Below are 21667 nucleotides of genomic sequence, written 5' to 3'. Positions count from 1 at the left end.
GCGGCGCAGCGTGAGCCGGCCCGCCCAGCGGCGCAGCGTGAGCCGGCCCGCTCAGCGGCGCAGGGTGAGCGTGGTGGCCGCGACCGCCGCGTCGACCGCGTTGAGCAGGTCGGCCAGCTCGGTGGGGAGCAGCCGGCGGCCGGCGGCGATCCGCTCCGCCACCATCGACCGGTTGGTCGAGAGCAGCGCCCGGATCAGACCGGCGGCCCGGACCAGCCCGGCCAGCGTCGCGGTCCGCGGATCCAGCGGGCGGTCGGACCGCTCCAAGACGGCGTTGAGCCGGACCCGGGGCCGGGCGACCCGGTTAGGGTCCAACCCGGGGAAGCGCACCGTCATCCGGAGGCTGAGCCCCCGACCGGTTACCCGCTGGACCGCACCGGCACTGACCAGCCGGTCGCCGATGTGGTCGCGGGCCCGGCTGGCCAGGAACTCCACCCAGGACCGGGCCGGATGCCCGTTGCCCCGCCGCACCATCTCGGCTAGCACGCGGTCGGTGACCGGCTCCTGCCAGGGCCGGTTGTCCGCGACGTACACCGAGGACTGGGCCAGGGTGATGCGGCCGTCGAAGAGCAGTTCGGCGAGGAGCGCGCCGGAGAGGGCGGCATCCACCAGATTCGCCGCGGCGAGCAGCTTGCCGCTGTAGTCATCGTGCGCGATGAGGAACAGTTCGTCGGCCAGCCGTTCGGTGGGTGAGCCAGGGTAGTCGGTCATCGTCATCCTCGGCCGGCCGGCCAGCGTGCCGGGTCGGTCACTGCACAATGTCGATGCTGGACGGTACGGCATGGGCACTGTCCGTTCAACCCGCCCGAGCCCTGCGTGGTCGGGTGTCGTGATCGGTCGATCTTCTGTTGCGGCACGTGGCCGGCCGTACCCGCTGCGTCGCCTGCCCGGCCGGCGGTCTCAGCCGAGCGACCGCCACCAACCGTCCACCGGTGGCGGGTGGACCGGGCGGCCCATCCTCGGGAAGCCGGCCGAGGGCGGCCGGCACGTCCCGGACCGCCCAGGCCGCGGCGTCCTGCGCGGACGCCCCGAACGCGGCCGCTGGCGGAGAGGCAGGCCCGTGCCGCCGCAGCCCAACTGCACCGACGTGCTGTGGATCGCGGTTCAGCCGCCGTTGCTCGGCTGGTACATCTTCGGCCGGCGCGCCGGCACGCCCAGGCTGGTCAGGCCGTCGACCGCCTCGAGGAAGGCCGGACCCATCGCCGCCCGCGCCTGCACCGCCGGATGGGTCGAGCCGAAGTTGTCCGAGCCGGCCTGGCCGTCGGCGAAGAGCACGTACGTCAGCACCGGCCGACCGGCCGGGTCGAAGATCAGCCCGGCCTCGTGCCGGGCGTCGGCGAACCAGCCCGCCTTGGTGGCAATCCGGGCCCGCTCCGCCGACGACATGGTGCGGCGGATGCCGTCGGTGAAGGCGATCGGCGCGCGGAGCTGGTTGAGCAGGAAGCTGGTCGAGCCGGTGGAGAGCAGGGTGCCCCGGACCAGCGCCTGGAGCAGGTCGTGGGTCTCCCGGGCGGTGCTGGTGCCGAGGTAGAACCGGTTGGGGTTGGCGACCGGCTCGACCTGGGTCTTCGGGAAGCCCTTGCCGACCAGGATCTGGTTGAGTTCGGCCGCCGGGCAGACCAGGCCGCAGAGCCGCACGGCGGTGTCGTCGGAGACGGTCAGCAGCGCCGCGAGCACGTGCCCCAGGGTCACCAGGCTGGGATAGGCGCCGTCCAGGCTGAAGATGCCGTCACCGCCGGGGACCACGATCCCCTCGGTGACCTCGACCCGCTGGTCGAGGCTGAGCAGGCCCCGGTCAACCTTGTCCAGCACGGCGGTGGCCACGGCGATCTTGTTGACGCTGTACGCCTCGACGACGGTGTCGGGGTGCTCCCGTACCGCCGGCAGCGGCGCCGGGTTGGTCCCGTTGGCCACGCTCAGGTACGCGTACCAGTTCCCGCCGGCCTTTGTCTTCTCCCGCTGGTAGATCGCGGCGACCTCGTCCGCCCGGGCACGGCTGGGGGTCTCGAGCCCTCGGCCGCTGCTCGGCGCGGCCATCGCCGGGGTGGCGGTCCCGAGTACCACGCCGGCCGTGGCCGCCGTGCCGATCCCGAGCGCGGTCCTGCGATTTACCCTGTTCACTGCGTGGTCTCCCGTCGGGGCTCGAGGTCGCCGCCCCGGAGCCGCCCGGCCGGGGCGGGCCCGCGCGGGCGGTTGCCGGATCTGCGGCGTGTCGACCGGTAACGATAGGCGACTCCGGAGCAGACCGCGGACCCCGGGCGGCGTGGCAGTCCATCGGCGGGAGCGGATTCGACGATCTACCGTCAGGTGCCGGGTGCGCCGTCCCGGTCCCGAGTGGCCCTCAGATAGTCGCGGTTGAGCCGGCCGATGCTGGTCAGCGGGATCCCCTTGGGACAGACGGCGGTGCACTCGCCGATGTTGGTGCAGCCGCCGAAGCCGGCCCCGTCGTGCGCGTCGACCATCCCGACGACCCGGGTGGAGCGCTCCGGCTGGCCCTGCGGCAGCAGGCTCAGGTGGCTCACCTTGGCGGCGGTGAAGAGCATCGCCGAGCCGTTCGGGCAGGCGGCGACGCAGGCGCCGCAGCCGATGCAGGCGGCGGACTCGAAGGCGGCGTCCGCATCGGACTTCCGGACCAACTGGGCGTGCGCCTCCGGTGCGGCACCGGTCGGTGCGGTGATGTAGCCACCGGCCGCGATGATCCGGTCGAATGCGCTCCGGTCCACCACCAGGTCCTTGACCACCGGAAACGCCCTGGCCCGCCACGGCTCGATGTCGATGGTCTGGCCGTCCCGAAAGTGTCTCATGTGGAGCTGACAGGCGGTGGTGGCCCGCTCCGGGCCGTGCGCCACGCCGTTGATCACCATGCCGCAGGCGCCGCAGATGCCCTCGCGGCAGTCGTGGTCGAAGGCGACCGGCTCCTCGCCGTCCAGGGTCAGCCGGTCGTTGAGCACGTCCAGCATCTCCAGGAACGACATGTCGGGGGAGACGTCCGGGACCTGGTAGCTGACCATCCGACCTTTGTCGTCCGGTCCGGACTGCCGCCAGATCCGCAGGGTCAGGTTCACTTGTAACTCCGCTGGGTGGGGTGGACGTACTCGAACCGCAGGTCTTCCCGGTGCAGCACCGGCGGACGGTCGGCGCCGGTGAACTCCCAGGCGGCCACGTAGCTGAAGTGCTCGTCGTCGCGCTGCGCCTCGCCGTCCGGGGTCTGGCTCTCGGCCCGGAAGTGCCCGCCGGCCGACTCGGTCCGGTGCAGCGCGTCGATGCACATCAGCTCGGCCAGTTCGAAGAAGTCGGCGACCCGGCCGGCCTTCTCCAGTGCCTGGTTGAGCCCCTCGCCGTCGCCGGGCACCCTGACCCGCTGCCAGAACTGCTCCCGCAGGCCGCGGATCTCGGCCAGTGCCTTGCGCAGCCCGGCGTCGCTGCGCTCCATGCCGCAGTGGTCCCACATTATCTGGCCCAGCTCGCGGTGGAACGAGTCGACGGTCCGGTCGCCCTGGCAGGCGAGCAGCCGGGCCAGCCGGTCGGTGACGTCGTCGCGGGCCGCCACCGCCTCGGGATGGTCGTCGGTGAGCGCCTCGAACGGCCCGGCGGCCAGGTAGTCGGCGATGGTGCTGGGCAGCACGAAGTAGCCGTCGGCGAGGCCCTGCATCAGCGCCGAGGCGCCGAGCCGGTTGGCGCCGTGGTCGGAGAAGTTCGCCTCGCCGATCACGAAGAGGCCGGGGATGGTCGACTGGAGGTCGTAGTCGACCCAGAGCCCGCCCATGGTGTAGTGCACCGCCGGATAGATCCGCATCGGCACCTCGTACGGGTCCTCGCCGGTGATCCGCTGGTACATCTCGAAGAGGTTGCCGTAGCGGTCGGCGATGGCCGACCGGCCGAGCCGGTCGATCGCGTCGGCGAAGTCGAGATAGACGCCGAGCCCGGTCTGCCCGACGCCCCGGCCGGAGTCGCAGACGTTCTTGGCGGCCCGGGAGGCGATGTCCCGGGGGACCAGGTTGCCGAAGGACGGGTACATCCGCTCCAGGAAGTAGTCCCGCTCCTCCTCCGGGATCTGCCGGGGCGGCCGGTCGTCGCCGGCCTCCTCCGGCACCCAGACCCGGCCGTCGTTGCGCAGCGACTCGCTCATCAGCGTCAACTTCGACTGGTGGTCGCCGGAGACCGGGATGCAGGTCGGGTGGATCTGCGTGTAGCAGGGGTTGGCGAAGAGCGCGCCCTTGCGGTGCGCCCGCCAGGTGGCGGTGACGTTGCAGCCCTTGGCGTTGGTGGAGAGGTAGAAGACGTTGCCGTAGCCGCCGGAGGCGAGCACCACGGCGTCGGCGAAGTCGGTGGTTATCTCGCCGGTGACCAGGTCGCGGACCACGATGCCCCGGGCCCGGCCGTCGACCACGATCAGTTCCAGCATCTCGTGCCGGCTGTGCATCTCCACCCGGCCGAGCCCGATCTGCCGCTCCAGCGCCTGGTACGCGCCGAGCAGCAACTGCTGTCCCGTCTGGCCCCGGGCGTAGAAGGTGCGCTGCACCTGGGCGCCGCCGAAGGAGCGGGTGTCGAGCAGGCCGCCGTACTCCCGGGCGAACGGGACGCCCTGGGCCACCGCCTGGTCGATGATCTCCACCGAGACCTCGGCGAGCCGGCGTACGTTCGACTCCCGGGAGCGGAAGTCGCCGCCCTTGACGGTGTCGTAGAAGAGCCGTTGGATCGAGTCGCCGTCGTTGCGGTAGTTCTTGGCCGCGTTGATGCCGCCCTGGGCCGCGATCGAGTGAGCCCGGCGCGGGCTGTCCTGGTAGCAGTACGACCTGACCTGGTAGCCCTGCTCGCCCAGGGTCGCGGCGGCGGAGCCGCCGGCCAGTCCGGTGCCGACCACGATCACCGTCAGCTTGCGCCGGTTCGCCGGGTTGACCAGTTTGGCGCCGAAGCGGCGGCGCTGCCAGCGGGTCTCGATCGGCCCGTCCGGGGCCCTGGTGTCGGCGATCGGCTCGCCGACGGTGAAGAGGTCCAGCCCGTTGGCGGAGTTCGTCTGCGGTCCACCGGAGGAGTTCGTCTCCGGTCCGTTCGTCCCCGGTCCGTTCGTCCCCGGTCCGTTCGTCCCCGGTCCAGTGGTGGAGTTCATTATCAGCGCACCAATCCCGCGATCACGGCGAAGGGGACGACCAGGTAACCGGCGCAGAGGGCGACGGCGAAACCGAGCGAGAGTGCCCGGGCCCGGGACTCACCCCGGGGAGTCTGCTGACCGAGGCTGCGGAACGCACTAAACATCCCGTGTCGCAGGTGGAAGCCGAGCGTGACGATCCCGATGACGTAGACCAGGGTCGCGTACCAGCGCTCCGGCGCGAAGTCGGCAACGACGTTCGCGTACGGCCGGCGCGGGTCGCCGACCGGGTTCAGGTCCCCGGTGGTCAGGTCGAGGAGGTGGTAGACGACGAAGAGGGCGATGATCACGCCGCCCCAGCGCATCGTCCGGGCCGCGTAGCTGCCCTGCACCCGGGGGCGGTGTGCGTACCGGACGGGGCGTGCGGCCCGGGCGCGCCGGGCCAGCACGGTGGCCGACCAGATGTGCGCGACCAGGGCGACGCCGAGCACGGCCCGCTGGATCCAGAGATACCACGTGTCCGGCAGCACGGGCGCGCCGATGGTCCGCAGCCAGTGCGCGTAGTGGTCGAACGACGCGGGACCGAAGAAGATCTTGAGGTTGCCGAGCATGTGCGCGATGAGGAAGAGCACCAGCAGGATGCCCGTCACCGCCATCACGGCCTTCAGGCCGATGCTGGACCGGATCGGCGACCGCGTCGATACAGCTGTCACGTCAAAGACGCTAGGAGAGCTCTGATTAGTCGTCCAATGCATCAAACGCTCAGTCACGATAGCTGTAGGCTATGAACGGTGCAGCTCCAGCAGTTGAGATACTTCGTGGCGGTCGCAGAAACCCGGCATTTCACTCATGCCGCCGACAACGTCGGGATAACCCAGCCCTCGCTGAGTAAGCAGATTCACGCCCTGGAGGCGGAACTCGGCGCCCCGCTCTTCGAGCGCGTACGCGGCAATGTCGGCCTGACGGCGGCCGGCGAGGTGCTGCTGCCGCTCGCCACCCGGATCCTGGCAGACGTCGACACCGCGCGCCGGGAGGTGCAGGAACTCGTCGGGGTCCGGCGCGGCCGGGTACGCCTCGGCGCCACCCCCAGCCTGGCCACCTCGCTCGCTCCGACCGTGCTGCGCCGGTTCCGGGACGCCCACCCCGGCGTCGACCTGCGGGTCGAGGAGAGCGGTTCGCAGGACCTCGTCCGCGACCTGCTCCGGGGTGAGCTGGACCTGGCACTGATCATCCTGCCGGCGACCGGTGCCGATCCGGCGCTGGTCGCCGAGCCGATCCTCCGGGACAACCTGGTGATCGCCTCGCTCAACCCGCTGCCGATGACCGACTCGGCCGGCACCCTGCACCTGGCCGACCTGCGCCACCAGCCGCTGGTGATGTTTAGGCAGGGCTACGACCTGCGCGACGCCACGCTACGGGCCTGCCGGGAGGCGGGCTTCGAGCCGTCGCTGGCGGTGGACGGCGGCGAGATGGACGCGGTACTCAGCTTCGTGGAGGCGGGGCTGGGCGCCGCCCTGGTGCCCGGCATCGTGGTGGCGCGCCGGCCGAGGCTCTGGGTCACCCCGCTCGCCCCGCCCGGGGTGCACCGGACGATCGCGCTGGCCCGGCGCCGCGAGCCGGAGCCGACGCACGCGGCCCGGGCCTTCCGGCGGATTCTGCTCGATTACATCGGTACGGCCGCCGCGAACGCGACCCTGCCGTCCGGCGTCACGCCGTACTGACCCGCGAGGGGGCGCGAGCCTCGACGACGACGTCGGCTGCGGCACCGGGCGGGCGGTCGCCGAGCTGACCGGACGCGGCGCCGGCCGATCGGCATCGACCTGGATATGCTTGCCGAACAGGCGTGGATCCTGACCCGATCCGGCGACGGCACCGGCGACCACTCGCCCCGGGGGGCGGGGGCCGCAGCGCCGGGGACGTCGTTTCGTCGTGGAGCTGAGGGCTGGGTCAGCCGGTCCGCCTTCGGTAGGCCGCCCGGCTGGCTTCGATGTGTGGGACGTGCTCGACGGCCCAGCCGGCGAGGGCAAGCGCTGGCGGGATGAGGCTCCTGCCGGTGGGGGTCAGCGCGTACTCCACCCGTGGTGGGACCTCCGCGTACACCGTCCGAGCTACCAGGCCGTCGCGTTCGAGGTTCCGCAGGGTCAGCGTCAGCATGCGCTGGGAGACACCTGGGATCTGCTGGTGCAGGTCGGTGAAGCGCAGCGCGGACTGGTCGAGGGTCGCCACGATCAGCAGCGTCCACTTGTTGGCTATCCGATCCAGGATTGCCCGGACTGTCCGGCCGCCGTCTCCGCGGATCATGCAGGTGTGTTCGTACTGCGACATGACAACCCCCTGTGCCTCACGCACACCCATGTGCCTTTTGTAAGCCGCTCGAAACTGACTGATGATGTGGCTACTTCCTTCCGCAACCACCAGGTTTGTCGTTGGAGAGGTTTCATGGAACTCGCCTATTGGATCATCGCTGCGCTGTTGGCCGCGTTTTATCTGTATGCCGGAGGCAAGAAGACCGTCCAGAGCCGGGAGCAGCTCCAGCCCATGATGGGCTGGGTCGACCGCGTCCCCATGCCACTGGTCAGGACCATCGGGGTGCTGGAGATCCTCGGCGCGGCCGGCCTGATCCTGCCACCGCTGACCGGCATCGCGCCCTGGCTCGCCATCGCCGCGGCGATCGGCCTCGTCCTGATTCAGATCGGTGGCGTCGGCGTCCACCTGTCCCGCGACGAGGCCGGACAGATCGGACTCAACATAGCCCTGCTCGTCACCGCTGCCGCCACCGCCTGGCTGGCCACCAGCTGGATCTGAAGCCGCACGGGCGTCCCGCACCGGGCCGCCGCCGACGCCAGCGAGCGGGCCAAGGGCGTGGATGTGGGCGCTCCCGCACTACCAGCTCCAGCGCCAGAAGCGGCGCTCGTAGCGCACCACCAGGCTGCCGGCGGCGGTGCTGCCGCGGACGACGATGTGCGGAGCGGTCGACCCGGGCTCGGGGGTGGACGGCACCTTGGTCGTCGCGGTACCGGCGCTGGTGTTGACCCCGTCGATGTTGGCGGTCGCACCGGCGGGCAGCACGATGGTCGTCGAGCCGGCCTGGGTGGCGAGGTCGATCTCGACCACCCGGTGGACGATGACGGCGTGCCGCAGGTCGAGCTTGACCATGCCGGCCTTGCTCCGCACCACCAGCCGCCGGGGCACGGCCCACCTGCCGGAACGCTTGATCTGCCCGGCGTGGCTGCTCAGCTCGACGACCTCGTCGGGGGCTACGGCCGGAGCCACGGCCGGCAGGTCGGCGACGAAGGGCTCCACTTCGCCGTCGGTCCGGGCGCGCAGCACGCCGTCAACCCGCTCCTCGAACTCGGGCAGGGTCAGCCGGCCCTCCGCGACCGCGGCGCTCAACCGGGCGATCACGGTCTCCCGCTCGGCGTCGGAGATGCGCACCTCCCGCCTTGGCGGGACCACGTCACCACTCACCCGAACAACACTACGGGTTCGGTCGACAGGTGCAGAAGCCCGGCCGGCACAGAAGCCCGGCCCGGTGCGGCCGGACGTCAGCCCGACGAGCCCGGCCGGGTGGCCCGCTCGATGTGGTTGCCGAGCACGTCCGCATCCTCGATGAGGGTGTTGAACCGGATCGTCCGGCCGGTGTGGCGCTGCACGACGTACCGGCAGTCGATGCCGAGGGTGTGACGCCAACCCTCCCGGGCCTCGCCCAGTTGGCGGACCTGGCGCACCGCCGACCACTCGACGGGATCGCTGGCGCCGCGCCGGCTGTGGACGAAACCGCGCTCGTACTCGTCGAACCGTTCGCCCCGGTTGGCGACGGCGTGTCCGAGCCGCCAGCAGGCGAAGGCGACCAGCAGCAGGCCGCCGAAGAGCGGAAAGCCGGTGATGGCGTTGGCGAACGGGCTGCCGGGGCTGCCGCCCTGCGACGAGATCTGCTCCTGGCGGGCCTGAAAGATGGGGATGCCGATCAGGGCGCTCAGTGCGCCGACGACCAGCATGCCGATCGCGGTGCCGACCCTGCGACGGTCGTCGGCAGGGTAGGTCCGGACGAACCCGCCGAGCTGAGGGTGGGGCGCGGGACTCATCGAGTCGGTCACGGGACGCATGCTATCGGTGCCGTCGTCAATCGGGGATCGACGATCCGGTGGCATTCGCGTCACCCTGCCCACCGTCGGGATCGTCGAGCGGATCGAGCAGGTCGGTCAGTGCCAGCAGGACCTCGACCGTCATCCGTCGGCGCCAGGCGTTGACCGTACTCTGGGTCATGTTGCTGGGAGCTATTGGGCTAACGCAAAGCTTGCGAAGAGGCCGCTCTGTTCACATCGCGCCGTTTTTCCATTGCCTTGCAAACGCAAGCCATTCGAGACTGGAAAGGAGCGAAGGAGCATGGCCGTGGCCGCACGAAAGCAACCGCCGACCGTCAGACTGCGCCGGCTGGCGGCGGAACTCCGCGCCCTGCGGCACCGGGCCGGCCTCACCCGGGAGGACGTCGCGGAGCGGACACACATGAACCCCGCCACCCTCTGGCGGTTGGAAACCGCGCGGGCCCGACCCCAGCGTCGCACCCTGCTCGGCCTGCTCGACGTCTACGGCGTCACCGATCTGGAGCGCCGGCTCGAACTGGTCGACCTCGCCAAGGACGCCGGCCAGCTCGGGTGGCTTCAGGCGTACGAGGACCAGTTGCCCGACGAGTACAGCACCTACATCTCGTTCGAGTCCGAGGCCCAGACGGTCCGCAACTACGAGTCGCTCTTCGTCCCCGGCCTGCTCCAGACCGAGGCGTACGCCCGAGCCGTCACCTCCGGCCTGTTGCCCGACGGCACCGAGGAGGAGGTCGAACGGCGAGTCGAGGCGCGACTCAAACGCCAGGATTCGATCACGGGGGACGAACCGCTCAAGGTGTGGGCCATCCTCGACGAGAGCGTGTTGCACCGGAGGGTCGGAGGCGCGGAAGTGATGCGGGACCAGTTGCAGCATCTGGCCAAGCTGACCAAGCTTCCCAACGTCACTGTTCAGGTGCTGCCCTTCGAGGTTGGCGCGCATCCCGGAATGTACGGCGCATTTGCGATCATGGGTTTTCCGGATCCGGCCGATTCCGATCTCGTCTACATCGAGAACCGGGTCAACGCTCTCTTCCTCGAGCGCGACACCGACATCGCCAGCTACACCGATCTCTTCGAACACCTACGCGCGGCGGCGCTCGACCCGGCGGCCTCGGTCCGCTTGATCACTCGTACCGCCGAGCAGGATTGATGGAGGGAGGTGAGGAAAGATGCACGTCTTTGACTCCGCCGACGCCAAGTGGCGCACGAGTAGCCGGTCCGGCGCAAACGGGAACTGTGTCGAGGTTGCCGACAAGGTCGGGGCGGTTGTCGCGGTGCGGGACAGCAAGGACCGGTCCGGTCCGGTGCTGGTGTTCGGCCCGGCCGCCTGGACGACCTTCACGGCGTCGCTGAGGGACGGGACGCTCCCGGCGTAGCCGCCGCGGCGAGCAGGCCGGCGGCCCCTCCGGCTTCAGGTTGACCCCGGAGGGGCCGTCCAGCGGTCCGGAACGTCTTCCGGTACGCCGTCGGCGAGATCCCGATCGCGCCGGACAGGTGCTGGCGCATGGACGCGGCGGTGCCGAAGCCGGCCTCGGCGGCGACCCGGTCCACCGGCAGCTCGGTGGTCTCCAGCAGGTGCCGGGCGTGCTCGATGCGCTGGCGGGTGAGCCACTGCACCGGCGTCATGCCAACCTCGTCCCGGAAGCGGCGGGAGAGGCTCCGGACGCTCATCCCCGCCTGCCGGGCCAGCTCGGCCAGGGCGATCGGCCGGTGCAGCTGCCCGAGTGCCCACTGCCGGGCCTCGGCGGTGGTCGCGGTCGCCGGCTCAGGCACCGGGCGGTCGACGAACTGCGCCTGCCCGCCCTCGCGCCACGGTACGACGCAGAGCCGGGCCACCCGGTTCGCGACGGCGCTGCCGTGGTCGCGGCGTACGAGGTGCAGGCAGAGGTCGACGCCGGAGGCGACGCCCGCGGCGGTCAGCACCTGCCCGTCGTCGACGAAGAGCACGTCCGCGTCGAGCCGCACCTGCGGAAACGTCCGCTGGAAGTGGTCGGCTGGACAGTGCACGCGGGCTCGTCGGAAAGCCAACTTGCTCGGCCAGATGTCAGGTTGCAGAAGATTCACAGCAGAGCCGCGCGGCCCGCGACTCCAGATAGCGCTGCTCGGGCCGGCTGAGCGTGAGCCGCGCCGCCAGCCGGTAATGCTCCTGCGCCCCGGCCCGGTCGCCGGACAGCTCCAGCAGATGGGCCCGCACCGCCGCGGTCCGGTAGTGCCGGGCCAGCACCGGATCCTCGGCGATCCGGTCCAGATCGGCGAGCCCGGCTTCCGGGCCGTCGACCATGGCACGCGCCACGATCCTGTTCAGCGTGACCATCGGGCTCGGGGCGAGTGCGTGCAGCATCCCGTACAGGGCGAGGATCTGCGGCCAGTCGGTGTCCTCGGCGCGCGCTGCCTCGTCGTGCACCGCCGCGATCGCGGCCTGCAGCTGGAACGGGCCGATTCGGGCCCGGGCCAGCGTGTGGGTGATGATCGCGACGCCTTCGGCGATCGAGGCCGCGACCCAGCGGCGCCGGTCCTGCTCGGCGAGTGGGACCAGGGTGCCGTCCGGCCCGGTACGCGAGGGCCGGCGCGCGTCGGTGAGCAGCATCAACGCGAGCAGCCCGGCCACCTCGCCGTCGTCCGGTAGGCGCCGGTGCAGCTGCCGGGTCAGCCGGATCGCCTCCCGGGTCAGCTCCACCCGGTTCAAGGCGTCGCCGGAGCTGGCCGTGTAGCCCTCGTTGAAGATCAGGTAGAGCACGTGGCAGACCGCCGTGAGACGCTCGTCGAGCTCGCCCGGCGCGGGCATCTCGAACCGGGTGCCGGTGTCCCGGATCCGCTGCTTGGCCCGGTTGATTCGTTGGCTCACGGTGGCCTCCGGCAGCAGCAGCGCCCGGGCGATCTCCGCGGTGGTGAGCCCGCCGACCGCCCGCAGGGTGAGCGTGACCTGCGCCGGCACGCTCAGCGCGGGATGGCAGCAGAGCAGCAGCAACGCCAGCTCGTCGTCGCCACGGACCTGCGGCGCGGGTTCGTGCCGGACCGCCTCCTCGCGGCGCCGGCGGGCCGTCTCGTTGCGCAGCAGGTCCACCCGCCGACGGCTCGCCACGGTGATCAGCCAGTTCCGCGGCTGTGCCGGGACGCCGGTGTCCGGCCACTGCCCGGCGGCCGCGATCAGCGCCTCCTGCACCGCGTCCTCGCAGGCCTCGAAGTCGCCATAGCGGCGCACCACGGCGGCCAGGACCTGCGGCGCGCACTCGCGCAGCAGGTCCGGCAGTCCGGTCACAGCTCCCATGTGCTCACATCGAGTCCCATGTACTCATATCGAGGATCGGGCGCACCTCGACCCGGGTGTACGCGGCGTCCGGCGCCTTCGCGGCCCAGCCGACCGCCTCGTCGAGGTCCGCGACGTCGATCAGGTAGAAGCCGGCCAGGTGCTCCTTGACCTCGGCGTACGGGCCGTCGGAGGTGATCGTCCTACCGTCGCGCACCCAGACCTGGGTGGCCAGGGCCGGGTCGCCCAACCCTTCGCTGACCACCAGCACGCCGGCCTCGCGCATCTCCTCGGTCAGCCGCAGGTGACCGAGGCCGAAGTCGGTCCGCTGCCGCTCGGTCAGCGTCTCCCAGACGGCCAGCGACTGCGGGTTCGACTGGATCAGGATCAGGTATTTCATGGCTTCTCTCCTTCTCTCCTGCCGGGATGTCGAAACCGAGCCGGCCGGTTTCGACATCCCGGCAAGAGAGAAAGGTAGGACCTGTCATGGACGAGATCCGGGAAGTCATCGAGAGCAAGGCCGCGCTGCTGCAGAAAGGTGACGCCAGGGCCATCCTGTCGTACTACGCGCCCAGCTTTGTCGAGTACAGCCTCGCCCCGCCGCTGCGTCAGCCCGGCGACGGCCGGAACCCGGCCGCGCTGGCGGCCTGGATAGCCACCTTCGAGGCGCCGCCGCGCCGCGAGGTCACCCGGTTGGAGATCACCGCGGACGGCGACGTGGCGTTCGCGACAAGCCTCGACTGCCTGACCGCTGTGCCTCGCGGCTCGACCGAGAGCTTCAGCCTGTGGTTCCGCGTGACGCTAGGGTTGCGCCGCATCGACGGGCGCTGGCTGGTGACACACGAGCACGAGTCCGTGCCGTTCGAGATGGACGGCTCGCTGCGCGCCTCGACCGGGCTGACCCCCACCGACTGAGGCGATCAGGGGCGCTGGGCCCGCCGCCGACACCCTCGGCGGCGGCCCTCAGCCGGAGGCGGCTACGGAGGGTGGCCGGTGTAGGGTCGCCTGCACGAGCGACGGCAGCGTTGTGCGGAGGCTTGGTGGAACATCGGGGCGAAGATGCTCGCGAGGTCGAACTGCGAGCCGACCGGGCGCACGGCGCACGGATCTACGACTACATCCTGGGCGGCAAGGACAACTTCGCCGTCGACCGCGAGGCCGGCGAGGGTTCGTTGCGGATATGGCCCGCGTTGCGGGTGCACATGCAGGCCAACCGGTCCTTCATGCACCGGGTGGCGCGTTTCCTGGCCACCGAGTGTGGGATCAGGCAGTTCCTCGACATCGGCACCGGACTGCCCACATCACCGAATCTCCACGAGGTCGTCCAGTCGGTTGATCCGACCGCACGTGTGGTCTACACCGACAACGACCCGCTCGTGCTCGTGCACGCGCAGGCCCTGATGGTCGGTACGGCACAGGGACACACGGCCTACGTGTCGGCGGACATGCGCGACCCCCGGACCATCATCTCCGCGCCGGAGTTCCTGCAGACCCTCGACCTGAAGCAGCCGGTCGGGCTGCTGCTGATCGCGATCGTGCACTTCATCGAGGACGACGCGGAGGCACGGCGGGTCGTACGCCAGGTGCTGGACGTGCTGCCGGCGGGCAGCTACCTGGCGATGTCCATCGCGACCGATGAGTTCGACCCGGTCCCGTTGGCCGAGGTCCAGCGGGAGTACAACAGGCTCGGTGAGACCCTCGTCTTCCGCGACCGTGCCACTGCGCTGGGGTTCTTCGACGGCCTGGATCTGGTCGAACCAGGGCTGGTCCAGGTCCACAAGTGGCGCCCGGACGGGTCCGAGGCTCCAGGGATCGCAGACAAGGACATCGCCATGTACGGGGCGGTCGCGCGTAAGGCAGGCTGAGTACGAGGAACAGCGCGTCCTGACGGCGCTATTACGCATGCTGTGTGAAGGCACCGGCACCCTGCTGATGCCGTAAGCCGGCGCCACGGAAATTCGGGTCAGGTAGCGCCGGCTCCATGTCGCCGTCAGGCGGTGACCGGACGACGCCGGTGGCCGGCGAGGGCGGATGCGGCGGGCGTGTGCGCATGTGGCCGCGCTCGATGGCTATTCGGGTCAGCTCGGCCTTGTTGCCCGCGTTGAGCTTGGCCCGCAGCCGTTTGACGTACGTGTTGACGGTCGCTTCGGTCACCCCGAGCCGGCGCGCCGCCTGGGCGTGGGTCAGGCCCTGAGCGACCGCACGCAGGGTCTGCGTCTCGCGTGGGGTGAGCACCACGTCCGGACTGGATCCGCCATCGTCCAGTTGGTCGCGCAGACCCGCCACGTACTCGTGTCCGATATGGATGCCGCCCATCGCGATCACACGCAGCACCCAGCGTAGGTCGGCCGCCCCGATGCTCGTGCTCACGATGCCGCGCACCTGTCCCTTGAGCACGTCTCGCAGGATGATCCGGGAGTCCTTGGGCACCACCAGCAGCAGCGGACGGCGGTGCGCAGGCAGCGGCCCGGCACGCAGACGGTCCTCGGGGTCGACCAACACCACGACGTCAAGGGTGAGGTGCTGGTCCAGGTGGCTGACGGAGGCAGCCGTGCCGACCACGTGCACCGAGGGCTCGTCGGCGAGCAACTGGCACACGCCTGCCCGGGTCAGCGGTGCGGCGGCGACGACGGCAACGTGGATCGGTCGACCGTTGTGACCGTGGTCTGGGCGCGCGATCGCAGGGGAAATGTCCGAGGAGGGACGTCGAACCATGCGTAAAATCGTACGTCGCTGGAACCGGTCGCCATGTGTCATCGCCACCACTTCGTCGGCACTCGACAAGCCACGATGTCGCCCACGACAAGTCCCCGAAAGGGTACGGCGATCATCTGGGAAATGGCGTCCTTCATCTGGGATCTGCTGGCGCGTGCGCCGCGCACCTAGCGTGGTGTTACCGGCCGACTCCGTGCTCGATCATGACAGTTTGCTATGGACGTTGGCGGCTTTTCCGCAAGTGGCAAGATCTTGGGAGAACTGTTATGCGTTGGAAACAATCCCGAATACTTTCTGCGGGCGGCGCGCTGGCGATGCTCGCCTCGCTGATCGTCGCGGCGGTCCCGGCAACGGCCTCGGGCGCACCGGCGCCGCAGTCCATCAGCTGGGCGCCGTGCGTGGAGGACGCGAGCGCGCAGTGCGGCACGTTCCAGGTGCCGGTGGATTGGGCGCACCCGAAGGGGCCGAAGATCGATCTGGTGGTCGCCCGCCGCGTTGCCACCGACCCGTCCGCGCGGATCGGGACACTCATCTTCGGCCCGGGCGGACCAGGCGGCCCGGGCCGTACTCTCGCGATCAACGGGGGCAGCGGTTTCACCGAGGAGGTGCGGCGACGCTTCGACATCCTCAGCTTCGACCCGCGCGGCTGGGGACAGAGCAGCCCGATCGCGTGCTCGCTGGACCGGGCCAACCAGCTCGGCCCACTCATCGACGCAATGAGCAGCCAGGCCGACTTCAACCACGTGGTGGCGCAGAGCCGTGCCCTGGCCGATGACTGCCGCGCGCGGAGCGGTTCCGTCTTCGACCATATGGACACCCGGCAGACGGTTTACGACATCGACGCGCTTCGGGCCGCGGTCGGCGATCCGCGGCTGACGTTCTACGGCGGGTCGTACGGCACGATGATGGCCCACCAGTACGCAGAGACCTATCCGGACAAGGTGCGGGCGATCGTGGCCGACAGCAACCTGGACCACAGCCTGGACGGCCGCAGCTATGCCGTTACCACGGCGGCAGCCGAGCAGGACGCGTTCAACGAGTTCGTCGCCGGCTGCGGTAGCAACCCGAGCTGCCCTCTGTACGGCCGGAACATCCGCCAGTTCTGGACCCGGCTGCTCGACCGCGCCACCCGTGGTGAGCTGCTGGATGCCGACGATCCGGACGCGGAGATCAGGCCCACCAACCTTATCGGCTATGTGGTCGGTGAGCTGTACCACGATCCGAGGGTGTGGCCGGAGATCGCGGCCGAGCTGGTCAGCCTGGACGAGGGTCGGCCGTCAGGGCGCTCGGTCGGCTTTGCGCCCGGCGTGCCGGGACAGCCAGACATCACCTTCCCATTTGTCCAACTGCCCGTGTGGTGCCAGGACTGGACCCGTCCCGCCTCGACGTACGCGGAGTGGACCAGCCTGATGGCCGCGATCCGGGCTGCGGCACCCGACCTGGTTCGGACTCCGGCGCACTCGGTCTGCCTCGGCTGGCCGACCGCGCCGACCAATCCGCCGCACAGGCTGGTCGCCCGGAACACCGCCAAGGTGCTACTGGTGAACAGCCTGCACGACCCGTCGACCGGATACCAGTGGGCGCAGGGCATGGCAGCACAGTACGGCAGCCGAGCCGTACTGCTGACCTACGAGGGTTGGGGACACATCGCGCACGGCCGGTCCCCCTGCATCGACTCCGCCATCCACGAGTACCTGATCTCAGGACAGCCGCCGGCTCCGGGCACGAGGTGCCCCGCGATCGTGCCGTCCGGCACCTGATGGGACGCGGTTCGAGCCGTCCGGTACGAGAAGTCCCGGCGGTTCGAACCGCCACCTCGACCCGTGGAGGAGCGAGACGCCGAGCTGCACGTCGACTGAGGCCGACCGCACATGGGCTCGCTGCGGCACACGGACGACGGCGGACGGGGGTTGCAAGTGACACCCGCAGGCGTCGAGCGGCGGAAGACCTGTGAAGAACCTTTGGCATAGTGTCGAATACGGGGTGGGTCGTTCGTAGCACAGGTGACAGGCGGCCGGAGGAGGCTGCCGGGACAAAGGAGCTATGGGATGACCCGGTACTTGATCTCGTTCGACGACGGCGCGATGGACCCCATCCCGGACGAGGACCTGCCGGACGTGGGCAAGGCGGCGCACGCGGTGGTCCAGGAGGCCGTGAACGCCGGCGTGTGGGTGTTCGGCGCCGGACTGCAACGGCAGAGGGCGAGCGTCGTGGCCACGGACGGGACGGTCACCGACGGCCCTTACCCGGAGACCAAGGAGGTCATCGGCGGGTTCGTGGTCGTCGATGTGGTCTCACGCGAGGAGGCGCTGGCGTGGGCTGCCAGGTTCGCCGTCGCCTGCCGCTGCGCGCAAGAGGTCAGGCTGCTCATGCCCGACCCCGAGATGGACGCGATGGTCCGCCGGGCCGACGGGCGGTGACGGCGTCGCGACGACGGCTGCTCGAGAAAGTGCTGTCGCGTTGGTGCAGTGCGACGACGGCCACGCCGATCGCGACGAGTGTGCCCCGCTCATCGGCAGCGGTCAGTCCTCCACGACGGTGATCACGACGTTGCCGACCTTGTGTCCGGTATCGACGTGCCGGTGTGCCTCGACGATCTCGGCCATCGGATAGGTGCGGTCGACGACGATCTGGAGCCGGTCCTGGCTGAGCAGGTCCCGCAGCGCGGCCAGGGCCGCGTGCTTGCGCACCGACATCCCGGTCCGGACCCGCGGGCCGCCGGTGACGGCGGTGCGGGCCGCGAGCAGGCTGTTCACCAGGCCGGTCGTCGGCAGATAGCAGCCGCGCGGCGCCAGCAACGGCCGGCATCGGGTGAACGAGCTGCGGCCCACGGTGTCCAGGATCACGTCGTAGCGCTCGCCGCTGGTGGTGAAGTCCTCGACGGTGTAGTCGAACACCCGGTTCGCGCCGAGCGACTCGACCAGTTTCGCGTTCCGGGCGCCGCACACGCCGTGCACCACGGCGCCGAGGTGCGTGGCGAGCTGGACGGCGTACGTGCCGATACTGCCGGAGGCGCCGATGACCAGCACCTTCTGCCCGGGTTGGAGTTCGGCCAGATCCCGCAGGAAGTGCCAGGCGGTGGTGAACCCGTCGACGGTGGCCGCGGCCTGTGCGTACGTTACGTTCTCCGGCATCCGGGCGATGGAGGCCCGCTCCGACAGGCACTTGTACTCGGCGTTCGCCCCGGCGCCGAAGCTGGTGAAGCCGAAGACCCGGTCACCGACCCGGAACCGGCTCGCCGTCGGTCCGACCGCCGTGACCTGTCCAGCGAGCTCCAACCCGAGCACCCGGACGCGCCTGCGGGGGCGGCGCAGACCAATGACGACCCGCCCCCACCGGGGCTCGCCACGGCGCATCCCGCACTCGGCCGAGGTCACCGTGGTGGCATGCACCCGAATCAGCACCTGGTCGGCACGAGGCACGGGCGTCGGCAGGTCGACCTGTGTGAGCACCTCGGGCGGGCCGTACGCCTGGAACATCACCGCTCGCATCCCCACACCATGCGGTAGAACCGCTGTGACGACGCTGAGGGCACCGTCGTCCGAGGGTGGACCCCCCCGGGCCGGTCACGGCTGCCAGACCATCGTCTGCTGGTGGAGTCGCCTGCCGCCGTGTCGGGCACCCGGGACCAACGGAGTCGGGCCGTGCCTGGCGAAGCCGACGCGTTCGAAGAACCGCACCGCGCGGGTGTTCTCGGCCACGGTCTGCAGATGGCAGCCGGGTGAGCCGGTCTGGACGAGTCGATCGAACCATCGCCTCATCAGACCGTCGGCGGCACCGGTTCCCCGCGCCCGGGGCGCCACGTTTATGTGCAGGTGAGCCGGCCAACGGGCGTCGTCGAAGCCGCTTGCGGTGGGCTTGCGCCGGACCGCGGCCGACGCCATGTCGACCATGCCACGAGCGAGGAAGGCCGCGGGCCTGGGGCGGAAGACCAACCGATACCTCGCGATCGCCCGCTCCATGCGCTTCCGCTCGCTGGGCAAGGTCGAACTGTCCAGGCACCCCGCCAGGTAGCCGACGACCTGGCCGCCCGTCTCGGCGACGAACAACGAGTCCGGTTCCCGGCTCATGTACGGCTCCAGGTACATGGCCGCCTCCGAATCTTCGTGCCCCCACAGCAGGGACGACGGAGAGCCCTCGCCCGCCCGGCCGAACAGCTCCCGCAGCGCGGCGCGGTCAGTCTCCGCGAAGCTTCGGATCTCGATCATCCCTGCGCCACCCCCTGCCACCCCTGCCAGCTGATCCGACCAGTCTGCCACGCCCGTGACCAGGAACTTCAAGGACGATCTTGCGGGATCTGCCGCTGCTGGGACCACTCGTGACGGGGCATCCCCCAGCGCGGCACCCGGCGGGCGTCCCGGCCCGCCGGGCTGTCGCCTGGCGGGCCGGTGGTCGCGGTCAGCGGGCGACGGCGTACGCGAGTGGCAGCGGAGTCGGCTGGCCGGGCCAGGTGCCGGTGAGTGCGTCGCCGGCCAACCCGCCGTCCCCGGCTCCGGGGCGGCGTACGACGGCGAGTTCCACGGAATCGGTGACGATGGTCGTCGACCCGCCCTCGACCACCCGGCGGATCACCTGGACCGCTGGCACACTGCTGCCCGGGGTGCCGCTGCCGGCCACGGTCATGCTCGGCTCGCGGGTCTCGCGCACCCCGTCGACCTCGAAGAACTCCTCCGCCTGACTGCCACCGGTTACGATCGCCGCGGCCAGTGCGCTGGCGTAGACCGGATCGCCGCAGGCGTCGTAGACCCAGCGGCGGCCCAGCGCGGTGTGCTCGGCGGTGCCGACCAGCCAGTCGTCGCCACCGGACAGGGGTGCGTCGCGGTAGGTGAGCGGCACCTGATACACCACCCCCTCGCCGGGGCTGACCAGCATCGTCTCGATCCCGACCGCCCCGTCCGGATCGTCGAACCGGAAGCTCGCGACGCGGACGACGTCGGCCGGCACCGGCCCCTGGTACCAGGGGCGGCCGGGCAGCCATGCCGCCAGGAGTTCGAGTTTGCCCGGGTGCAGCCGGGCCCGGTGCAGAAGCGCCATGCGCAAGATCGTAGCCGGCGCCGACGCCGTGCCACGTGATCCCGCGCCGCGACCCAGTCGCCCCGCCTGGTTCGCCTCGCCGCGGAAGGTCGGCATCGTTGCGACAGGTTGGCAAAGGTCGGCGTCGCCGCGACGGGGTCGGCGCAGCGATAGGTTGGAGGGGTCTGCTCGTCGGATGGGGGAGAAGGCGATGTCGAGCACCGTTGCGAATCCCTACGGGTCCACCGCGGACCTGCACCGGCTGCTCGCCGAGTTGCGCCAGGACAGTCCGGTGGTGGAGGTGTCGCTGCCGACCGGCGTCACCGCCTGGTTGGTGACCCGTTACGCGGATGCCCAGCGGGCGCTGAGCGACTCGCGGCTGGCCAAGGCCACCTCGGCGGGCGGGTTCACCTACCGGGGAATGATCCCGGACGACGTGGCCCGGGCGGTGGGCCGGCACATGCTGGCGCTGAACCCGCCCGACCACACCCGGCTGCGGCGGCTGGTCTCCGGCGCCTTCACCGCCCGTCGGGTGGCCGCGTTGCGCCCCCGGATCGAGGAGCTGGCCGAGGAGTTGCTGGACCACATCGCCGACGCCGAGCAGGTGGACCTGATCGACCGCTTCGCCTTCCCGCTGCCGATCCAGGTGATCTGCGAGCTGCTCGGAGTGCCGGCCGAGGACCAGGCCGACTTCCGCGGCTGGACCGACGCGATCGTCACCGGACAGATGAACCCGGCCGGGCTGCCGCCCGCGCTGACCGCGATCGTCGGCTACATCCGTGAGCTGCTGGTGGCCAAGCGCGAACAGCCGGCCGACGACCTGCTCTCCGCACTGATCGCGGTGCACGAGCAGGGCGACCGGCTCACCGACGACGAACTCGTCGGCATGGTCTATCTGTTCCTGATCGCCGGGCACGAGACCACCGTCAACCTGATCGGCAACGGGATGCTGGTGCTGCTGGCCGAGCCGGAGCGCTGGGCCCGGGTGGTGGCCGAGCCGGAGCTGCTGCCGGGGACGGTCGAGGAGGTGCTGCGCTACGAGGGCCCGGTGCAGAACGCCTCGTTCCGGACCGCCACGGCACAGGTCGAGCTCGGCGGCCAGACGATCCCGCAGGGCGCCCTGGTGCTGGTGGCCCTGCTGTCGGCGAATCGGGACGCGGACCGGTTCGCCGAGCCGGACCGGCTCGACCTGGACCGCCCGACCACCCCCAACCTCGCCTTCGGGCACGGCATCCACTACTGCCTCGGCGCGCCGCTGGCCCGGCTGGAGGGGCAGATCGCCTTCGGCGCGCTGGCCCGCCGCTTTCCCGACATGCGCCTGGCGGTGCCGCCGCAGGAGATCGGCTGGCGCTCCAGCCTGCTGCTGCGCGGCCTGACGGCCCTCCCGGTCAGGCCGCGCGGCTGAGCAGCCCTTCCGGTCGGGGCCGCGCGGCTGAGCAGCCCTTCCGGTCAGGGCCGCGCGGCTGAGCAGCCCTTCCGGCCAGGCCGCGCGGCTGACCG

25 protein-coding genes are annotated in these 21667 nt (G+C 70.7%); 9 read left to right on the top strand and 16 right to left on the bottom strand.

The features are described 5' to 3' along the window. Positions 1-51: 51 nt before the first annotated feature. The 5 genes from ACN28C_RS26250 to ACN28C_RS26230 all read right to left on the bottom strand — a co-directional run bounded on the left by ACN28C_RS26250 (position 52) and on the right by ACN28C_RS26230 (position 5844). A complete protein-coding gene (locus tag ACN28C_RS26250; protein ID WP_422770197.1) occupies positions 52-711 on the bottom strand; it encodes a GOLPH3/VPS74 family protein in 660 nt (219 codons plus the stop codon). Positions 712-1104: 393 nt separating this feature from the next. After that, positions 1105-2121: a metallo-hydrolase family protein gene (locus ACN28C_RS26245; RefSeq protein ID WP_422770196.1), complete on the bottom strand. Its 1017-nt coding sequence runs from the start codon at positions 2119-2121 to the stop codon at positions 1105-1107. A 182-nt stretch (positions 2122-2303) separates the two neighbouring features. After that, complete coding sequence (locus ACN28C_RS26240) at positions 2304-3065, bottom strand: succinate dehydrogenase/fumarate reductase iron-sulfur subunit (protein ID WP_422770195.1); 762 nt, start codon at positions 3063-3065, stop codon at positions 2304-2306. Then, positions 3062-4999, bottom strand: coding sequence for a fumarate reductase/succinate dehydrogenase flavoprotein subunit (locus ACN28C_RS26235; RefSeq protein WP_422774809.1), 1938 nt, complete (start codon positions 4997-4999; stop codon positions 3062-3064). The genes ACN28C_RS26240 and ACN28C_RS26235 overlap by 4 nt, the downstream gene beginning before the upstream one ends. A gap of 113 nt (positions 5000-5112) precedes the next feature. After that, a complete protein-coding gene (locus ACN28C_RS26230) occupies positions 5113-5844 on the bottom strand; it encodes a succinate dehydrogenase cytochrome b subunit (RefSeq protein WP_422774808.1) in 732 nt (243 codons plus the stop codon). A 36-nt stretch (positions 5845-5880) separates the two neighbouring features. Between ACN28C_RS26230 and ACN28C_RS26225 the strand changes: the two genes are divergently transcribed. Then, positions 5881-6810 (top strand): LysR family transcriptional regulator, encoded by a 930-nt coding sequence (locus ACN28C_RS26225; protein WP_422770194.1) that lies wholly within the window; start codon positions 5881-5883, stop codon positions 6808-6810. A gap of 226 nt (positions 6811-7036) precedes the next feature. Here ACN28C_RS26225 and ACN28C_RS26220 read toward each other — a convergent pair whose 3' ends face one another. Beyond that, positions 7037-7414: a winged helix-turn-helix transcriptional regulator gene (locus ACN28C_RS26220; RefSeq protein ID WP_422770193.1), complete on the bottom strand. Its 378-nt coding sequence runs from the start codon at positions 7412-7414 to the stop codon at positions 7037-7039. Positions 7415-7528: 114 nt separating this feature from the next. On the opposite strand from ACN28C_RS26220, the gene ACN28C_RS26215 reads away from it, so the two are divergent. Continuing rightward, positions 7529-7894 carry a DoxX family protein gene (locus ACN28C_RS26215; RefSeq protein WP_422770192.1) on the top strand — a complete coding sequence of 122 codons (366 nt, stop codon included), beginning with the start codon at positions 7529-7531 and terminating at the stop codon, positions 7892-7894. A gap of 78 nt (positions 7895-7972) precedes the next feature. On the opposite strand, the gene ACN28C_RS26210 is transcribed toward ACN28C_RS26215, so the two are convergent. From ACN28C_RS26210 to ACN28C_RS26200, 3 genes are all read right to left on the bottom strand, one after another. Further along, positions 7973-8557, bottom strand: a complete 585-nt coding sequence (locus tag ACN28C_RS26210) for a DUF1707 SHOCT-like domain-containing protein (RefSeq protein ID WP_422770191.1) — start codon at positions 8555-8557, stop codon at positions 7973-7975. A 77-nt stretch (positions 8558-8634) separates the two neighbouring features. Beyond that, entirely contained in the window at positions 8635-9186 is a 552-nt protein-coding gene (locus ACN28C_RS26205) for a hypothetical protein (RefSeq protein ID WP_422770190.1), read from the bottom strand. 25 nt (positions 9187-9211) lie between these two features. Further along, positions 9212-9355 carry a hypothetical protein gene (locus tag ACN28C_RS26200; protein WP_422770189.1) on the bottom strand — a complete coding sequence of 48 codons (144 nt, stop codon included), beginning with the start codon at positions 9353-9355 and terminating at the stop codon, positions 9212-9214. 120 nt (positions 9356-9475) lie between these two features. Here ACN28C_RS26200 and ACN28C_RS26195 point away from each other — a divergent pair, with 120 nt between their 5' ends. Beyond that, positions 9476-10342: a helix-turn-helix domain-containing protein gene (locus tag ACN28C_RS26195; RefSeq protein ID WP_422770188.1), complete on the top strand. Its 867-nt coding sequence runs from the start codon at positions 9476-9478 to the stop codon at positions 10340-10342. Positions 10343-10361: 19 nt separating this feature from the next. Next, entirely contained in the window at positions 10362-10568 is a 207-nt protein-coding gene (locus tag ACN28C_RS26190; RefSeq protein WP_422770187.1) for a DUF397 domain-containing protein, read from the top strand. Here ACN28C_RS26190 and ACN28C_RS26185 read toward each other — a convergent pair. From ACN28C_RS26185 to ACN28C_RS26175, 3 genes are read right to left on the bottom strand one after another with little or no spacing between them, the layout of a single operon-like run. Further along, the gene (locus ACN28C_RS26185; RefSeq protein WP_422770186.1) at positions 10531-11199 is read right to left on the bottom strand and encodes a GlxA family transcriptional regulator; all 669 of its coding nucleotides are present in this window, start codon (positions 11197-11199) and stop codon (positions 10531-10533) included. The genes ACN28C_RS26190 and ACN28C_RS26185 overlap by 38 nt on opposite strands. A 37-nt stretch (positions 11200-11236) precedes the next feature. After that, entirely contained in the window at positions 11237-12460 is a 1224-nt protein-coding gene (locus ACN28C_RS26180) for an RNA polymerase sigma factor (protein ID WP_422770185.1), read from the bottom strand. Positions 12461-12464: 4 nt separating this feature from the next. Then, a complete protein-coding gene (locus ACN28C_RS26175) occupies positions 12465-12839 on the bottom strand; it encodes a YciI family protein (RefSeq protein ID WP_422770184.1) in 375 nt (124 codons plus the stop codon). Between the two features lie 86 nt (positions 12840-12925). Between ACN28C_RS26175 and ACN28C_RS26170 the strand changes: the two genes are divergently transcribed. Next, entirely contained in the window at positions 12926-13354 is a 429-nt protein-coding gene (locus ACN28C_RS26170) for a YybH family protein (protein WP_422770183.1), read from the top strand. A 125-nt stretch (positions 13355-13479) separates the two neighbouring features. Further along, positions 13480-14304, top strand: a complete 825-nt coding sequence (locus ACN28C_RS26165; protein WP_422770182.1) for an SAM-dependent methyltransferase — start codon at positions 13480-13482, stop codon at positions 14302-14304. A gap of 31 nt (positions 14305-14335) precedes the next feature. Here ACN28C_RS26165 and ACN28C_RS26160 read toward each other — a convergent pair whose 3' ends face one another. After that, positions 14336-15154, bottom strand: a complete 819-nt coding sequence (locus ACN28C_RS26160; RefSeq protein WP_422770181.1) for a response regulator transcription factor — start codon at positions 15152-15154, stop codon at positions 14336-14338. A gap of 266 nt (positions 15155-15420) precedes the next feature. On the opposite strand from ACN28C_RS26160, the gene ACN28C_RS26155 reads away from it, so the two are divergent. Together ACN28C_RS26155 and ACN28C_RS26150 are read left to right on the top strand one after the other, a co-directional pair. Beyond that, the gene (locus ACN28C_RS26155; RefSeq protein WP_422770180.1) at positions 15421-16914 is read left to right on the top strand and encodes an alpha/beta hydrolase; all 1494 of its coding nucleotides are present in this window, start codon (positions 15421-15423) and stop codon (positions 16912-16914) included. Between the two features lie 288 nt (positions 16915-17202). After that, on the top strand, positions 17203-17574 hold the full coding sequence (locus ACN28C_RS26150) for a YciI family protein (RefSeq protein ID WP_422770179.1): 372 nt from the start codon (positions 17203-17205) through the stop codon (positions 17572-17574). A 102-nt stretch (positions 17575-17676) separates the two neighbouring features. Here ACN28C_RS26150 and ACN28C_RS26145 read toward each other — a convergent pair whose 3' ends face one another. From ACN28C_RS26145 to ACN28C_RS26135, 3 genes are all read right to left on the bottom strand, one after another. Further along, positions 17677-18645, bottom strand: a complete 969-nt coding sequence (locus ACN28C_RS26145) for an NAD(P)-dependent alcohol dehydrogenase (protein ID WP_422770178.1) — start codon at positions 18643-18645, stop codon at positions 17677-17679. 75 nt (positions 18646-18720) lie between these two features. Next, complete coding sequence (locus tag ACN28C_RS26140) at positions 18721-19434, bottom strand: GNAT family N-acetyltransferase (protein WP_422770177.1); 714 nt, start codon at positions 19432-19434, stop codon at positions 18721-18723. A gap of 118 nt (positions 19435-19552) precedes the next feature. Next, the gene (locus ACN28C_RS26135; protein ID WP_422770176.1) at positions 19553-20188 is read right to left on the bottom strand and encodes a CG0192-related protein; all 636 of its coding nucleotides are present in this window, start codon (positions 20186-20188) and stop codon (positions 19553-19555) included. A 190-nt stretch (positions 20189-20378) separates the two neighbouring features. Between ACN28C_RS26135 and ACN28C_RS26130 the strand changes: the two genes are divergently transcribed. Then, positions 20379-21572: a cytochrome P450 family protein gene (locus ACN28C_RS26130; RefSeq protein WP_422770175.1), complete on the top strand. Its 1194-nt coding sequence runs from the start codon at positions 20379-20381 to the stop codon at positions 21570-21572. The last annotated feature ends 95 nt before the right edge of the window (positions 21573-21667 follow it).

It is taken from the genome of Plantactinospora sp. WMMC1484, assembly GCF_049315195.1.
Taxonomy (GTDB): domain Bacteria; phylum Actinomycetota; class Actinomycetes; order Mycobacteriales; family Micromonosporaceae; genus Plantactinospora.
The sequence above is the reverse complement of the archived record's forward strand: the minus strand, read 5'-3'. Positions and strand labels throughout refer to the sequence as shown.

Coding starts and splice junctions, on each gene's coding strand:
- ACN28C_RS26250 (WP_422770197.1), bottom strand. CDS start 711: ATGACCGACTACCCTGGCTCACCCACCGAACGGCTGGCCGACGAACTG.
- ACN28C_RS26230 (WP_422774808.1), bottom strand. CDS start 5,844: ATGCATTGGACGACTAATCAGAGCTCTCCTAGCGTCTTTGACGTGACA.
- ACN28C_RS26220 (WP_422770193.1), bottom strand. CDS start 7,414: ATGTCGCAGTACGAACACACCTGCATGATCCGCGGAGACGGCGGCCGG.
- ACN28C_RS26215 (WP_422770192.1), top strand. CDS start 7,529: ATGGAACTCGCCTATTGGATCATCGCTGCGCTGTTGGCCGCGTTTTAT.
- ACN28C_RS26200 (WP_422770189.1), bottom strand. CDS start 9,355: ATGACCCAGAGTACGGTCAACGCCTGGCGCCGACGGATGACGGTCGAG.
- ACN28C_RS26195 (WP_422770188.1), top strand. CDS start 9,476: ATGGCCGTGGCCGCACGAAAGCAACCGCCGACCGTCAGACTGCGCCGG.
- ACN28C_RS26190 (WP_422770187.1), top strand. CDS start 10,362: ATGCACGTCTTTGACTCCGCCGACGCCAAGTGGCGCACGAGTAGCCGG.
- ACN28C_RS26180 (WP_422770185.1), bottom strand. CDS start 12,460: ATGGGAGCTGTGACCGGACTGCCGGACCTGCTGCGCGAGTGCGCGCCG.
- ACN28C_RS26175 (WP_422770184.1), bottom strand. CDS start 12,839: ATGAAATACCTGATCCTGATCCAGTCGAACCCGCAGTCGCTGGCCGTC.
- ACN28C_RS26170 (WP_422770183.1), top strand. CDS start 12,926: ATGGACGAGATCCGGGAAGTCATCGAGAGCAAGGCCGCGCTGCTGCAG.
- ACN28C_RS26160 (WP_422770181.1), bottom strand. CDS start 15,154: ATGGTTCGACGTCCCTCCTCGGACATTTCCCCTGCGATCGCGCGCCCA.
- ACN28C_RS26155 (WP_422770180.1), top strand. CDS start 15,421: ATGCGTTGGAAACAATCCCGAATACTTTCTGCGGGCGGCGCGCTGGCG.
- ACN28C_RS26150 (WP_422770179.1), top strand. CDS start 17,203: ATGACCCGGTACTTGATCTCGTTCGACGACGGCGCGATGGACCCCATC.
- ACN28C_RS26145 (WP_422770178.1), bottom strand. CDS start 18,645: ATGCGAGCGGTGATGTTCCAGGCGTACGGCCCGCCCGAGGTGCTCACA.
- ACN28C_RS26135 (WP_422770176.1), bottom strand. CDS start 20,188: ATGGCGCTTCTGCACCGGGCCCGGCTGCACCCGGGCAAACTCGAACTC.
- ACN28C_RS26130 (WP_422770175.1), top strand. CDS start 20,379: ATGTCGAGCACCGTTGCGAATCCCTACGGGTCCACCGCGGACCTGCAC.